This is a genomic window from Enterococcus gallinarum (assembly GCF_021496385.1).
Taxonomy (GTDB): domain Bacteria; phylum Bacillota; class Bacilli; order Lactobacillales; family Enterococcaceae; genus Enterococcus_D; species Enterococcus_D gallinarum.
In genome coordinates this window covers 14,984-29,946 of the sequence record NZ_CP050816.1, presented here as the reverse complement: position 1 = coordinate 29,946, position 14,963 = coordinate 14,984, and the positions used below count along the sequence as shown (strand labels likewise).

General features: G+C 38.0%; 11 protein-coding genes, 3 pseudogenes and 1 other annotated feature. Of the genes and pseudogenes, 13 read left to right on the top strand and 1 reads right to left on the bottom strand.

The features are described from left to right. The first annotated feature begins 37 nt into the window (after positions 1-37). Positions 38-264 (top strand) — a binding site (T-box leader). 84 nt (positions 265-348) lie between these two features. The 8 genes and pseudogenes from HED61_RS00125 to HED61_RS00090 all read left to right on the top strand — a co-directional run bounded on the left by HED61_RS00125 (position 349) and on the right by HED61_RS00090 (position 10,254). Further along, positions 349-2,988: a valine--tRNA ligase gene (locus tag HED61_RS00125; protein ID WP_219645632.1), complete on the top strand. Its 2,640-nt coding sequence runs from the start codon at positions 349-351 to the stop codon at positions 2,986-2,988. A gap of 255 nt (positions 2,989-3,243) precedes the next feature. Continuing rightward, positions 3,244-4,557, top strand: coding sequence for a bifunctional folylpolyglutamate synthase/dihydrofolate synthase (locus HED61_RS00120; protein ID WP_005471605.1), 1,314 nt, complete (start codon positions 3,244-3,246; stop codon positions 4,555-4,557). Continuing rightward, positions 4,550-5,224, top strand: coding sequence for an HAD family hydrolase (locus HED61_RS00115; protein ID WP_171917586.1), 675 nt, complete (start codon positions 4,550-4,552; stop codon positions 5,222-5,224). Before HED61_RS00120 ends, HED61_RS00115 begins: the two co-directional genes overlap by 8 nt. A 65-nt stretch (positions 5,225-5,289) precedes the next feature. After that, positions 5,290-5,829, top strand: a pseudogene (radC, locus tag HED61_RS00110) (RadC family protein); the annotation flags it as partial. Between the two features lie 133 nt (positions 5,830-5,962). Further along, the gene (locus tag HED61_RS00105) at positions 5,963-7,048 is read left to right on the top strand and encodes a tyrosine-type recombinase/integrase (protein WP_000868132.1); all 1,086 of its coding nucleotides are present in this window, start codon (positions 5,963-5,965) and stop codon (positions 7,046-7,048) included. Next, positions 7,045-8,937: a site-specific integrase gene (locus HED61_RS00100; RefSeq protein ID WP_001557544.1), complete on the top strand. Its 1,893-nt coding sequence runs from the start codon at positions 7,045-7,047 to the stop codon at positions 8,935-8,937. Before HED61_RS00105 ends, HED61_RS00100 begins: the two co-directional genes overlap by 4 nt. Before the next feature lie 6 nt (positions 8,938-8,943). Continuing rightward, on the top strand, positions 8,944-9,321 hold the full coding sequence (locus tag HED61_RS00095) for a DUF6262 family protein (RefSeq protein WP_000361059.1): 378 nt from the start codon (positions 8,944-8,946) through the stop codon (positions 9,319-9,321). Positions 9,322-9,471: 150 nt separating this feature from the next. Then, positions 9,472-10,254: an aminoglycoside nucleotidyltransferase ANT(9)-Ia gene (locus HED61_RS00090; RefSeq protein ID WP_000067268.1), complete on the top strand. Its 783-nt coding sequence runs from the start codon at positions 9,472-9,474 to the stop codon at positions 10,252-10,254. A 124-nt stretch (positions 10,255-10,378) separates the two neighbouring features. Here the strand turns inward: HED61_RS00090 and erm(A) are convergent. Next, a pseudogene (gene erm(A) / locus HED61_RS00085) lies at positions 10,379-11,101 on the bottom strand (23S rRNA (adenine(2058)-N(6))-methyltransferase Erm(A)); the annotation flags it as partial. 398 nt (positions 11,102-11,499) lie between these two features. Here erm(A) and HED61_RS00080 point away from each other — a divergent pair. The 5 genes and pseudogenes from HED61_RS00080 (at position 11,500) to HED61_RS00060 (ending at position 14,961) form a co-directional block, all read left to right on the top strand. Then, on the top strand, positions 11,500-12,162 hold the full coding sequence (locus HED61_RS00080) for a class I SAM-dependent methyltransferase (RefSeq protein WP_001092058.1): 663 nt from the start codon (positions 11,500-11,502) through the stop codon (positions 12,160-12,162). A gap of 243 nt (positions 12,163-12,405) precedes the next feature. Continuing rightward, positions 12,406-12,621, top strand: a pseudogene (locus HED61_RS00075) (JAB domain-containing protein); the annotation flags it as partial. A 6-nt stretch (positions 12,622-12,627) separates the two neighbouring features. After that, positions 12,628-13,611, top strand: a complete 984-nt coding sequence (locus tag HED61_RS00070; RefSeq protein WP_002415362.1) for a DUF3991 and TOPRIM domain-containing protein — start codon at positions 12,628-12,630, stop codon at positions 13,609-13,611. 491 nt (positions 13,612-14,102) lie between these two features. Beyond that, positions 14,103-14,627, top strand: a complete 525-nt coding sequence (locus tag HED61_RS00065; protein WP_089202006.1) for a multidrug transporter — start codon at positions 14,103-14,105, stop codon at positions 14,625-14,627. 4 nt (positions 14,628-14,631) lie between these two features. Further along, positions 14,632-14,961, top strand: coding sequence for a plasmid mobilization protein (locus HED61_RS00060; protein WP_089201990.1), 330 nt, complete (start codon positions 14,632-14,634; stop codon positions 14,959-14,961). The last annotated feature ends 2 nt before the right edge of the window (positions 14,962-14,963 follow it).

The window sequence follows — 14,963 nt, the reverse complement described above, 5'->3', positions numbered from 1 at the left end:
CAAAAAAGTTCATTGTAGAATGAACAAGATCAATTGAAAGAAGACGAGGATCAAGAGGAGTATCAGACGAACTGTTTTTACAGAGAGAAGACCAATTGGTGCAAGGTTTTCAGCAGGAATCTGAGAAGGTAGCTTGTGAGTCTTTGATTGGAACAGCAAGGAACACCTTGTTCAGTAGAATCAAACGCTTCGTGACCGTTAACTCACGCCCAAGAGGTAGAGAAATCTACAATTTAGGTGGTACCGCGTATTTGCGTCCTAAAATGCTTCGGCATTTTAGGACTTTTTTTATTCCCAAAAGCCGAGCGGTCTTGAAGGAACTGATCAAAAAAAGTAGGAGGTAAAACAATGTCCGATAACTTATCAACAAAGTACAACCCGCAAGAAGTCGAAGCGGGACGCTACCAGGAATGGTTAGCCAAAGATCTATTCAAACCAAGTGGTGATCAAAAAGCCAAGCCTTATTCAATCGTTATTCCTCCGCCAAATGTTACTGGTAAACTACACTTAGGCCATGCGTGGGATACAACCCTTCAAGATATCATCATTCGCCAAAAACGGATGCAAGGGTTTGATACATTGTGGTTACCAGGTATGGATCACGCTGGAATTGCGACACAAGCAAAAGTCGAAGAAAAACTAAGAGAACAAGGGATCTCCCGCTATGACCTTGGTCGGGAAAAATTTGTCGACCAAGTGTGGGAATGGAAAGAAGAATATGCAGGCCATATTCGTGATCAGTGGGCAAAGCTAGGATTGTCTCTTGACTATAGTCGAGAACGATTCACATTAGACGAGGGTCTGTCAGATGCTGTCCGTAAAGTCTTCGTAACTCTTTACGAAAAAGACTTGATCTATCGCGGCGAATATATCATCAACTGGGATCCGCAAGCACGTACGGCCTTATCTGATATCGAAGTCATCCATAAAGAGATCGAAGGAGCTTTTTACCACATGACTTATGAACTGGCAGATGGTTCTGGTACCGTAGAGATTGCCACCACTCGTCCAGAAACGATGCTAGGAGACACTGCGATCGCTGTCCATCCAGAGGATGAACGCTACCAAGAATTGATCGGCAAAAAGGTTATTTTGCCATTAGTTAATAAAGAGATCCCAATCATTGCGGATACTTACGTGGATCAAGAATTTGGAACCGGTGTAGTAAAAATCACCCCCGCCCATGATCCGAATGACTTTGAAGTCGGTAACCGCCATAACTTGCCACGGGTCAATGTTATGAACGATGACGGAACCATGAATGATTTAGCCGGTAAATATGCTGGCATGGATCGTTTTGCAGCTCGTAAAGCGATCGTCAAAGATTTGGAAGATATCGGACGTTTGTTAAAGATTGAAAAAATGATTCACAGTGTTGGCCATTCAGAAAGAACCGGTGTCGTTGTTGAACCTCGTTTATCTACGCAATGGTTTGTCAAAATGGGGCCATTGGCTAAAGAAGCGATCGACAACCAATCGACGGATCAGGCAGTCGAGTTTTTCCCACCGCGCTTCAATCAAACTTTCTTGCGCTGGATGGAAAATATTCACGACTGGGTTATTTCCCGACAATTGTGGTGGGGACATCAAATTCCTGCTTGGTACCACAATGAAACTGGTGAAATGTATGTGGGCTTAGAAGCACCGGCAGATGCCGAAAACTGGACACAGGATCCTGATGTACTGGATACTTGGTTCAGCTCCGCATTATGGCCATTTTCAACCATGGGCTGGCCAGATGAAAATAGTGCTGATTATCAGCGTTATTTCCCAACCAACACGCTAGTCACAGGCTACGACATCATTGCTTTCTGGGTAAGCCGCATGATTTTCCAAAGCTTGGAATTCACAGGCAAACGTCCTTTTGAAAATGTGCTGATCCATGGACTGATTCGTGATGAACAGGGACGTAAAATGAGTAAGTCATTAGGGAACGGGATCGATCCGATGGAAGTCATCGAAAAATATGGCGCCGATGCATTGCGCTGGTTCTTATCAAATGGCTCTGCACCAGGACAAGATGTTCGCTTCAGCTATGAAAAAATGGATGCTGCTTGGAACTTCATCAACAAGATTTGGAATGCGTCCCGTTTTGTCTTGATGAATGTTGAAGGAATGACGGTGACAGATATTGATTTTTCTGGCGAGAAATCCGTAGCGGACCGTTGGATCTTAACTCGTTTAAATGAAACGATCGAGAAAGTGACTGAGTTGTTTGATCGTTTTGAATTCGGTGAAGCAGGTCGCCAGTTATACAACTTTATTTGGGATGACTTTTGTGACTGGTATATCGAAATGAGCAAAGAAACCTTATATGGTGAAAATGAAGCAGCTAAACAAGTCAATAAGAGCATTTTGGTTCATGTGTTGGATCAAATATTACGCTTGCTGCACCCAATCATGCCGTTTGTCACAGAAGAAATTTGGAGTAAACTGCCTCATACAGGCGATTCGCTTGTAGTAGCTGCTTATCCAGAAGTTCAGCCAGAGTGGTCGGATGAGAAAGCAGCACAAGGAATGGAAGTGTTAAAAGAGTTGATTCGTTCTGTCCGCAACATTCGGGCGGAAGTCAACACGCCGCTTTCTAAGCCAATTACATTGCTGATCCAAACCAACGATGTTGAGATCGAGAGCTTCCTGATCACCAACAAAAACTATATCGAACGATTCTGCAATCCAGAAGAGCTAGTGATCTCCAATACACTGGAAGCACCGGAACTGGCGATGTCAGCTATCTTATCCGGAGCAACGATCTATTTGCCATTAGCCGGCTTGATCAATATCGAAGAAGAAATCAGCCGTTTAGAAAAAGAATTGGCGAAATTCAATCAAGAGGTCAAACGCGTGCAAGGGAAATTAGCAAACGAACGTTTCGTTGCCAATGCCCCTGAAGAAGTTGTGGCGCAAGAGCGAGCGAAAGAAGCCGATTATTTGGATAAACAAAAAGCAGTTCAAGAACGGATCGAGCAATTGCGTACGATTCAATAATCTATTTATTGAATCGAGGCAGCAAGCTAATCATCGATATTCCTATGGAACACTAGCTGTTGCAAACTACCGATCTAACTATTTACTCTCTAACTACCCGATCTCTAGCTACCCGATCTATAGAGGAAAGAATTCCTAACCGCTATAGATCGGGTAGTTTTCCTATCGATTTTTGTTGGGAACGCTCTGAGAGAAAGAGCAGTAGAATTAGGAAAAAAAGGGAAGATTTGCTAAAATGATTTTGAGGTGAAGAACATGACAAGTGAAGAAGCAATTGCATGGATCCACGGAAGAAAGACCTTCGGGATGCGTCCAGGATTGATGCGAGTAGAAGCATTGCTACAACGATTAGGCAATCCAGAAAAAAATCTGACATTGATCCATGTTGCCGGAACGAACGGCAAGGGTTCGACTGTCAGCTATTTACGAAGTCTTCTAGAAGAAAGTGGGCTGCAAGTTGGAACGTTCACATCGCCCCATATCGAGTCTTTCAATGAACGGATCGAGATTGATGGGCGTTTTATACCAGATGACTCGCTGATTGAATGGGTCGAAACACTTCAACCACTCGTCATGCAACTGGATCAGGAAGAAGAATTGACCGGAATCACCCAATTTGAGATTTTGACTGCACTGGCATTCGGCTACTTTGCCCAGCAACAAGTCGATGTGGCTATCATAGAAGTTGGCTTAGGCGGCCGTTTGGATAGTACAAATGTGATCACACCAATCTTGACGGCCATCACGACTATTGGAATGGACCATATGGATATGCTTGGTGACACGATTGAGGCCATTGCTGCCCATAAAGCCGGGATCATCAAACCCAAGGTGCCACTAGTGACTGGGAAGATCCCTGAAAGTGCGCTATCCGTAATCGACCTTGAAGCTGCAGAATCTGAGGCTCCTGTATCCCACTTGGGAGAAGACTATCGAGTCACGTATCATCGTCCGGATGAAATCTGGGGAGAGTGGTTTGATTTTGAGAATGACCGCGGAAAAATCAAAGGACTGAAAACGCCGATGATTGGTCGACACCAACCAGAAAACGCCGGTGTCGCTATTCAATTATATTATTTATTCTGTGAGTTAAAAAAACTGCCATTTTCGGAAAAAGTAGTCCGCAATGGCTTAAAGAAAGCTTATTGGCCCGCGCGAATGGAGAAAATCAGCAATGAACCGCTGATCATTATAGATGGTGCGCATAACACGCACGCCATGGAACGCTTGGTTGAAACAGTTAGAGAAGAATTCACCAACTATCGCATTCATATCTTGTTTTCGGCATTGGAGACAAAAAATGTCGATGAGATGCTGCAACAGCTGTTAACGATCCCGAAAGCTGAAATCTATTTGACCACATTTGATTTTCCAAAAGCGATCCATTTAAGTGATGATTACCAGCAATTGAATGAAGCGCGCATCTCGATCGTTTCACTATGGCAGTTTGGCTTAGCAGAATTATTAGAAAAAATGACCAATGAAGACTTGCTTCTGATCACTGGTTCGCTTTATTTTGTATCAGAAGTTCGGGAACTTTTGTTGGGAATGGGAGGAAGAAATGGCTGAATTAAATGGTGTGATTTTTGATATGGACGGACTGATTTTTGATACGGAGCTTCTTTACTATCAGGCAACACAGATCGTGGCCGATCAGATGGCGATCCCTTATACAAAAGATGTCTATCTAGCATACGTTGGTGTTTCAGATGAAGAAGTCTGGGCGGCTTATCATGAACGATATGATGCTGCCTTCGGTCCAGAGATTGTTGATCGTTTCATCCAAGCCGCTTTTGATCAAACTCTGCTGCTCTTTGAGCAAGGTCAAGCAGCACTAAAACCGGGCGTCCATGACTTGCTGCGCTATTTGGATGAAAAAGGGATTCCGCGGATCCTTGCTTCTAGCAACCAACGACGAGTCATCGATACATTGCTGGATTCCGCAGGTCTGACGCAAGAATTTCCAGAAATCGTTTGTTTCGATGATGTTGTGCGGGCGAAACCGGATCCTGAAATTTTCGAAAAAGCCCATAATCGCTTAGGGGTTCCGAAAAATCAATTAGTCATTCTTGAAGATTCCGCTAACGGTATTCATGCTGCGCATGCAGCTGGCATTCCGGTGATCATGGTACCTGATCTGGTTGCTCCGACGTCAGTGATCGAAGAAAAAGTGCTGCATATCTTGCCTTCACTGGTAGAAGTGCCGGATTATTTTGAGCAGGCCTATACTTGGTAGTGTCGCATCAACCATGAACTCTTTTGCGTAGTTTTATTTTAGACTAACGCAAAGGAGTTTTTTTTATGAAAGACAATGGAATTCCTCAAAGTTCCTATCCTCGGGAACGACTATTGCATTATGGCGCTGAAGCTTTATCCAATCAAGAATTGTTAGCGATTCTTTTACGAACGGGTTCTCATCCTTTCAATGTCATCGAACTAGCTGGTCAGATCCTCAACGAGTTTGAAGACTTGTATGAGCTAAAGCACGTGACATTGGACGAACTGCAGGCCATTCGTGGGGTAGGCCAGATCAAAGCGATCGAACTCAAAGCTACCGTAGAACTTGGCGCCCGTATCCAACGAGCAGCACAGCCAAAATATGGCAGAGTTCATTCCAGTGTGGATATTGCCAATCAGATGATGGAGGAATTAAAAGATTATCAGCAAGAACATTTGCTGTGTCTCTACCTAAATACCAAAAATGAGATCATCCAAAAAAAGACGTTATTCATCGGCAGTCTCAATCAGTCGATTGCTCATCCAAGAGAAATTTATCACGGAGCAGTTCGTTGCTGTGCCGCCCGAGTGATCTGCGTGCACAATCATCCCAGCGGCAGTCCCTTAACCATAGTATAATAAATAATAGTAGTTAAAGTAGTTTAAGAGGAGATATTAAAGGGATATTTTACTTTAAATAAAAATTAACAAGGTTTATAATTTGTAGTAGTTAAAGTATTTAAAGAGGTGGGAACATGTGAAGGTTCAAAGGATAGAAGTGGAGAATAAGCCGTATCCATTGTATTTATTACTAGATAAAGAATACCAGCTAATAGAACCAGTAATGAAATTTATTAAATACTTAGATAATACTGGTAAGTCTCCTAATACCATTAAGGCATACTGCTATCATTTAAAGTTGCTGTACGAGTTCATGGAACAGAGAGGTGTTATTCTTAATGATATTAACTTTGAGTTGTTAGCAGACTTCGTAGGTTGGTTGAGATATCCTTCAGCATCAAATGTAATTGATCTTCAGTCAAAAAAAGCCATAAGAGAAGAAACGACAGTGAATACAATTTTAAATGTAGTTATGAGTTTTCTTGATTATTTAAGTAGATTAGGAGAATTTAAATCAATTGATGTATTTAAACAAGCAAAGGGAAGAAATTTCAAAGGATTTTTACATCATGTTAATAAGGGTAGATACCAAAAGAATGTCTTAAAGTTAAGGGTTAAAAAGAAACAGATAAGAACATTGAGATCAAAGGAAGTTAAGCAAATTATTGATGCTTGTCATACGAAAAGAGATAAATTAATTTTAATGCTTATGTATGAGGGTGGTTTAAGAATCGGTGAAGTGTTATCGCTTAGGCTTGAAGATATTGTCACTTGGGACAATCAAATCCATTTAACACCTAGAGATGTTAATGTTAATGAAGCTTATATTAAATTAAGGAAGGAAAGAACAATACATGTGAGTAAAGAACTTATGTCACTTTATACAGATTACTTGATATATGAGTATAGTGAGGAATTGGAGCATGATTATGTTTTTATTTCCTTAAAAGAAGGCTATTTTGGGAAACCACTAAAGTACCAAAGTGTTCTTGATCTAGTTAGAAGAATAGTTAAAAGGACTGGAATAGAATTTACATCACATATGCTTCGCCACACTCACGCAACGCAGCTAATTAGGGAAGGATGGGATGTTGCGTTCGTTCAAAAGAGATTAGGTCACGCACATGTTCAGACAACGTTAAATACCTATGTTCATCTTTCAGATCAGGATATGAAAAATGAGTTTAATAAATACCTCGAGAGAAAGGAGCATAAGAAATGAATGCTTCTAGTAAAAGGAAAATTATTAGTCAGAGTGAGATTAGCAAAAAAATAGCTGTAATGAATGAAGAAATGCAGGGGTTTTGGGCTAATAATAGTTGGGATATAAGAAAATGTCCACATCCTTCTGCCATAGAATTAAGTAAGAATCCTGCTTTAAGGAATCGTTGGGTTCGTTTTGAACGTGTTAAAAATCTGTGGTTAAGAACAGAATTGAAATATTTTTATTTTTACCATTTAAACAATGGAATATGGAATGCAAAAACTGTCTGGATTAGAAAAGGAACAGTAATTAATAAAATGTTAGATTTCTTAGATTTAAAGTATCCTAGCATTACTTCAATTACTGAAGTTCCTATTGAAAAAGCAATGACGGAGTATAGAACTTATTTGACAAAACGGGGTGTTAGAATTACCACTACTAATTATAAGATTACTGCTAATCAAGAAAAAACACCTGTAAAAGCTAATTCCTACTATGTTACTAATCTAAAACAATTTATGGAGTTTTATGAGAACTTTTATTTTGATGGAGAGGAGTGGGATAAAGACGTTTGGGATAGACGTAACTTACCTTTGCCAGATGATAAGGTTAACCCAACACAATATGAATATACAATTAACTTTAAAGGGTTTCGGAATACATATTTTAAACAACTTGTAAAAAGATATTGTAAGTTGAGATTGAACGTGGATAGCTTTTCCTATGTAAGTGATATTGCCCAAAGACTTAAAGAGTTCTTTAATTTTCTGGACATGAAATTTAAACAAGTTCAGAGAGTACACCAATTAACGAGAGTGGAAATTGAAGCATATTTAAGTGAACTAAACATGATGGGAATAAAACCTAGTACAATAACTGGGAGGATCTCTATATTGGAAGGACTATTTAGTACCCTTCTTAGGCTAGAATGGGATGATGTTCCTTCCAAAATATTAATTTATTCTGAGGACTATCCGAAAATACCAAGAGCAAAACCACGCTTTATAGATGAATTCGTCCTAGAGCAATTGAACAGTCATCTTGATAAATTACCCGAATATATAGCTACGATGACTATGATTGTTCAAGAATGTGGAATGAGGATAAGTGAATTGTGCACCTTGAAAAAAGGCTGTCTATTAGAGGACAAAGATGGAGATTTCTTTTTAAAGTATTATCAATGGAAAATGAAAAAGGAGCATATAGTTCCAATATCTAAAGAGGTAGCTTTACTTATTAAAGTTCGGGAAGATAAAGTTTCAGAGGAATTTCCAGATAGTGAATACCTCTTTCCAAGAAAAGATGGATCGCCATTAAAACAAGAAACATTTAGAGGTGAGTTAAATAAATTAGCTTATGAGCAAAATATAGTGGATAAATCAGGTGAGATTTATAGATTCCATGCCCATGCCTTTCGCCATACAGTAGGAACAAGAATGATTAACAACGGGATGCCCCAGCATATTGTGCAGAAATTTTTGGGGCATGAAAGCCCAGAAATGACAAGCAGATACGCTCATATCTTTGATGAAACTCTAAAAAATGAATTTACTAAATTTCAGGAAAAACTGGTTACCAATAATGGAGATGTGCTTGATCTAGATGAAGATAATGAAGTCGATGATGTAGAGCTTCAATGGTTCAAGAAAAATATAAATGCACAAGTGCTTCCAAATGGTTATTGTAGATTGCCAGTAGTAGCAGGTGGTTGTCCACATGCGAATGCATGCTTAGATTGCACTCACTTCTGTACCAGTAAGCAATTCTTACCACAGCACGAAGAACAGTTAGAGCGTACAGAAGAGTTATTAGCCATAGCTAAGGATAAACAATGGCAAAGACAAGTAGAGACTAATAGCCGTGTTAAAGAGCGTTTAGAACAAATCATTGGAAGTTTGACGGGGTAATTATCAATGGATAAACAAGTTAGAAATACAACAGAAATTGTACGTTTGGCGAAGCAGAAATCAAAAAAGACAAGGGAAAAAGTAGACAAAGCGATTTCTAAATTTTCGATTGAAGGTAAAGTTATTAATTTTAATTCAATAGCAAAGGAAGCTAATGTTTCTAAATCATGGCTTTATAAGGAACACGATATTAGGCAAAGAATCGAATCCCTTCGTGAGCGTCAAATAACAGCAAATGTAGTCTCAAAACCCAAGAAAAGTTCTCGTTCGGAGGAAATCCTTATTAAAACCTTAAAAAGAAGAGTAATGGAATTAGAAAAAGAAAATAAAAAATTACAGAACCAAATTCAAAAATTATATGGAGATCTGTATAATAAAGAATAATTATTAATCTGTAGACAAATTGTGAAAGGATGTACTTAAACGCTAACGGTCAGCTTTATTGAACAGTAATTTAAGTATATGTCCAATCTAGGGTAAGTAAATTGAGTATCAATATAAACTTTATATGAACATAATCAACGAGGTGAAATCATGAGCAATTTGATTAACGGAAAAATACCAAATCAAGCGATTCAAACATTAAAAATCGTAAAAGATTTATTTGGAAGTTCAATAGTTGGAGTATATCTATTTGGTTCAGCAGTAAATGGTGGTTTACGCATTAACAGCGATGTAGATGTTCTAGTCGTCGTGAATCATAGTTTACCTCAATTAACTCGAAAAAAACTAACAGAAAGACTAATGACTATATCAGGAAAGATTGGAAATACGGATTCTGTTAGACCACTTGAAGTTACGGTTATAAATAGGAGTGAAGTTGTCCCTTGGCAATATCCTCCAAAAAGAGAATTTATATACGGTGAGTGGCTCAGGGGTGAATTTGAGAATGGACAAATTCAGGAACCAAGCTATGATCCTGATTTGGCTATTGTTTTAGCACAAGCAAGAAAGAATAGTATTTCTCTATTTGGTCCTGATTCTTCAAGTATACTTGTCTCCGTACCTTTGACAGATATTCGAAGAGCAATTAAGGATTCTTTGCCAGAACTAATTGAGGGGATAAAAGGTGATGAGCGTAATGTAATTTTAACCCTAGCTCGAATGTGGCAAACAGTGACTACTGGTGAAATTACCTCGAAAGATGTCGCTGCAGAATGGGCTATACCTCTTTTACCTAAAGAGCATGTAACTTTACTGGATATAGCTAGAAAAGGCTATCGGGGAGAGTGTGATGATAAGTGGGAAGGACTATATTCAAAGGTGAAAGCACTCGTTAAGTATATGAAAAATTCTATAGAAACTTCTCTCAATTAGGCTAATTTTATTGCAATAACAGGTGCCTACTTTTAAAACAACCGATTTATTAATAAATATTGAAAATTTTTAGGAAGAATAAAGCGTTCTCTTGTGAAATTAGAGAACGCTTTATTACTTTAATTTACTGAAACAATTTGTAACTATTGAAAATAGAAAGAAATTGTTCCTTCGATAGTTTATTAATATTAGTGACATTTGCATGCTTCAAAGCCTGTCGGAATTGGTTTTTAGTAAAAAGAACGCGATATTCACGGTTTACCCACTTATAAACAAAAGATTGATACTCTTTGTAGTCCTTCTTTAAAATCAATGGTTGATGTCGTTCAAGAACAATCAATACAGAGTCTACATTCGGTTTAGGGTGAAAATATGCTCGTGGCACTTTTTTGAGAACTCTTATGTCCAATTCCACCATCAATAGCAAACCTAAAGCTCGTTTCGTATTTTGTAATCTTTTTGCAAAACCATTCTCCACAATAAGGTAACTATATTTCGAATTGCTTTCAAAAGCAATTTTTTTGACAATATCAGTACTGATGTTAAAGGGGATATTACCAAATATTTTATAGTCTTTGTTTTTGGGGAAGTTAAATTTCAGAATATCCGTATGGATAACTTTTATATTCTGAAAAGGCTTCACGACTTTTTGGGTGACTTGACACAAGTCCTCATCAATTTCTATAGAATCCACCCACCGACTCATTTTGACAAGTTCTTTGGTAAAATGACCTTTTCCTGATCCAATTTCTATTACATTATCTTGTTTATTTATATTCGTATGATTCAATATCTCTTTTACATGCTTTTTAGAAGTAATAAAATTTTGAGTGTCCTTTGGGTTTTCTGGTTCATTATAACCTTCTCCTTGCCATTTTTTTCATTATGAATGAGATAAAGTAATATCTACTACTGCGATACTAGTGCACATACTTGAAACCTCCTTACGTAACTGATTATATCATTTCTGTTTACTTTTTAGAATAAAGCTCTATATGTAATTTTGCACTTGACACTTCAGTTGGACGTTTTCTTCAAAATAATATGTTTTGAAACTTGATAAGAGAAGCCACTGTCTTTACTAAAAAGTAAAGGCTGCGATAAAGGACAGTGACTTTAATAAAGTTGCACTGTTGTATTGTCTTTGGATAAAATTGTCTAAAGGGAAGTTTTATCCCCAACGAAAAAACATCTAAAGTGGTAAGTAATGAAAGAATGTCGATAAAGTAGGAATGGGGGATCTTTTTGAATACAATAGAATCACAGTTTGATAAGGTTGCAGAAGATTACGATTTCGTGAATGAGCTTTTGAATGATTATTCATTCTTTGTGTCTAATATGTCTCCAAAGAAAGGCAGAGCATTAGATATCGGATGTGGCTCGGGTTTGTTAGTGGAGAAATTAGCAAGTTATTATGATGAAGTGGTAGGGATTGATATTTCTAATCAAATGCTCGATCTTGCCAAATCTAAACGTCAACTAACAAATACGGTCTATCTGAATATGAATGCAGAACAACTTAATTTTAATGAGAAGTTTGATTTTATTGTAAGCCGAACAACCTTTCATCATTTGGATGATATAGCCAGCGTAATACAGCAAATGAAGGAACTGTTGAATGAGGAAGGAAGAATAGTTATTCTTGATAATGTATCTGAAGTCGAGACACCGCCTACCTATGTTTATAAATTAGGGGCAATCCAAGAGTTTTTACCGCATTGTTTCAAATTTGGAATAAAAAATGCGATTAGAATTTATAATCACAACACATCTAAATCATGGCTTGAGCATTTAGCTTCAGATAAGTACCTATCTGAACAAAATTATTACGATTTATATGAAAAGTTGTTGCCTGGATGCCAATTCCATAAAATGGGTTGGGCAATGGGGGTTGTCTGGACAAAATAACTTAAAGCTGTGGCTTTGAAAAGTTGAATTTGTGATTGTTTTCAGAGCTATCGGGTGCTTTAGTATAAATAACAATGAATAAAAAATCAGCCTGTATCTTATGTTACTATTAAGTAATTTAAGATACAGGTTTTACTATTTTTGAAATAAGTACCTTCCACTTCAAATACATGTATTCAAAGTGAAAGTATTGATTTAAATGATTCTTTTGTAATTTACTCTTGATAAGACCTATTACCAAGTAAAGCAGATACGATGATGACAGACAGGATGAACAAATTATGTGAATTGATGGGGATTCCTTTAATTGATCACGTGATTGTGGGAGGAGATAATCGAGAGTTTTTTAGCTTCAAGGAAAAAGGGTTGATATCTAATCCAAGAATTACTTTGACGAACGACTATAAAACTCTAGACTTTCCATCCCCAATGATAGCTGAGCGAGGGAAGGTAAGGTGAATGTGAGTGGATGGAGGCAGATTTACAGAAGAAGAGCTGGCTATTGCAAAGAGTGTTGATTTAACAGCAGTAGCTACTAACCTTGGATATACAGTAAAACGTGTGGGTAGATATCACACGCTGAAGGAAATGGACTCTGTAAGAATTTATGATAAAAGTCATTGGTTTCGCTGGTCAAGGCAGTATGAAAAGGGAAGCAACGGTGGTTCACAGATTGATTTCCTTCGAGTTTTTGCTGGAATGGAAGTGAAAGAAGCAGTGTTTTGGCTTTTGGACTTTGTGGGTTATCAAAGAATGCAGGAAGATAACAGAATGTCAGAATTAATGTATCGGGTAGAACCAGAATCACCAAAGGTAAAAGAGTTTGTACTACCATTACCAGCTAGGGATAATTCTTATTTGTACTCGTATCTAAGGGAAGAACGCGGATTAAGCGATCAGGTCATTGACTATTTTATTGATAAGGATTTGATTTATGAGAGCAGACATTATCATAATGTGGTCTTTAAGGGAAATGACAAAGACGGAATGACTAGATTTGCAAGTATGAGAGGGGTTTTTGATAGGGAAGGTTCTTCATTTAAATGCGATGTTGCTGGAAATGATAAGAACTATGGATTTAATGTAACGAATGCAGAAAGTTCTGAACTGATTGTATTTGAAGCAGCTATCGATCTTATGAGTTATACGGATATTTTTTCTGATTTTGAAACAAATAAGCTTGCTCTTGGAATGCTTGCAGATGCTCCACTGATTATGTTTCTAACAGAGAATCCACAGATCTCATTCATACGGTTTTGCCTTGATAATGATGAGCCAGGGAGAAAGGCTTCATTGGAATTATGTGAGAAATACTATGGACTTGGTTATGAAGTGGAGGATAGTCCACCACCAATTGGTTTTAAAGATTATAACGAATGGCTAGTGGCAAAGAAACGAGATTTGGAATTTCCAAAGAACTGTTCAGAAAAAGGGATGCATGCAAAATAAGCAGATTACGGTTTGGATTTGTATGCAAAACATTTGTCTACAGGAATTCTCCTAAAAACCAATGTCTATTGTTTTGATTTGTATTCAAAATTTATGTCCAGTGTTTGGGATTTAAGTGATAGCAGAAAGTGCCATCAAAACGAGGCAGTGATAGCAGAAAGTGCACTCACAAAGCAAAAGTGATAGTAAAAAGTGCTATCACAATTATAAGGTAATCAAAGTTAGGAAAAGTCTATATAAAAAGTGATAGCAGAAAGTGCACTCATAATTGCCATGTGATAGCAGAAAGTGCATTCACAAGGCAAAAGTGATAGCAAAAAGTGCTATCACTCGTATATAGAAGGGGGTTTAGGGGATTTTCCCCTAACTAGATGCTTCGAAAGCCAGAGATGGCTTAGAAGCGTATCTAGCAGTGGACACCGGGAACTTTACGGGGGACATTAGAGCAAGGATAGAATTCACAAAGACAGATAAGGAGGTGCAAGGGAGTGATGGAACAGGAAATTGAATTATTTACAAAACCAGAAGAAGTGATTCAGTGGATACAGAAAAGTGGTTTGTCTTTTGATTTTTCGGTTGAAGATGCAGAGATTCTTCTTGGTTATTTGGAAGGTCATGATTATACCATTGGACAAGACAAAGAAGGGACTCTCTATCGAACAGATATTGCAGAGGTTCAAGGTGAGACGGAAGTGTATTCAATGGATGAGGTAATTGATATTGTCTGCCAATGGAATTATGAAAAGATTCTTGAGGAAGATGAAGGTCGTAATAATCCAAAGGATTTCATGGATTTTACAGAGCATCAAAAAGAATATGAGAAATTGAAATTGGATGAAATGCGATTAGACAGATTATTTGATATGACTCGATTTGGAAGAGAAATGGAAGCGTTAGCAGTTAAGCTTGCGAATGAGTTCATAGAGAACCTGAATCAGCATAAAGAGATTGATACAGCCGTGCGTGTAGTATCTGAAGGTATACAGCAGAATTCAACAGGTAACAGAGGAAGGTGAGGAGATGGCAGATAGTATTCATTGTATTAAGAAGACGTTGCGTTTGATGCCAGAAGAGGCTAAAATTCTGGCAGAAAAAGCAAAGGAAGCTGGGATGAATGAAGCAGAGTATGTGCGCTTATTAATCCGACAGAAGCCAAACGACTATCCTGAGATTCGTAAACTCTTAAAGACATTGATTAATGAAGTGAATCGGATTGGAATTAATATCAATCAGATTGTCTTCAATCATAATTCCGGGCTATATTCGGAGGATGATAAGAGTCGATTGGTAGCATATATGAGAAAGTTGAATTCTGCTGTGAATGAGGTGGTGATGCAGATTGGCAATTAGTA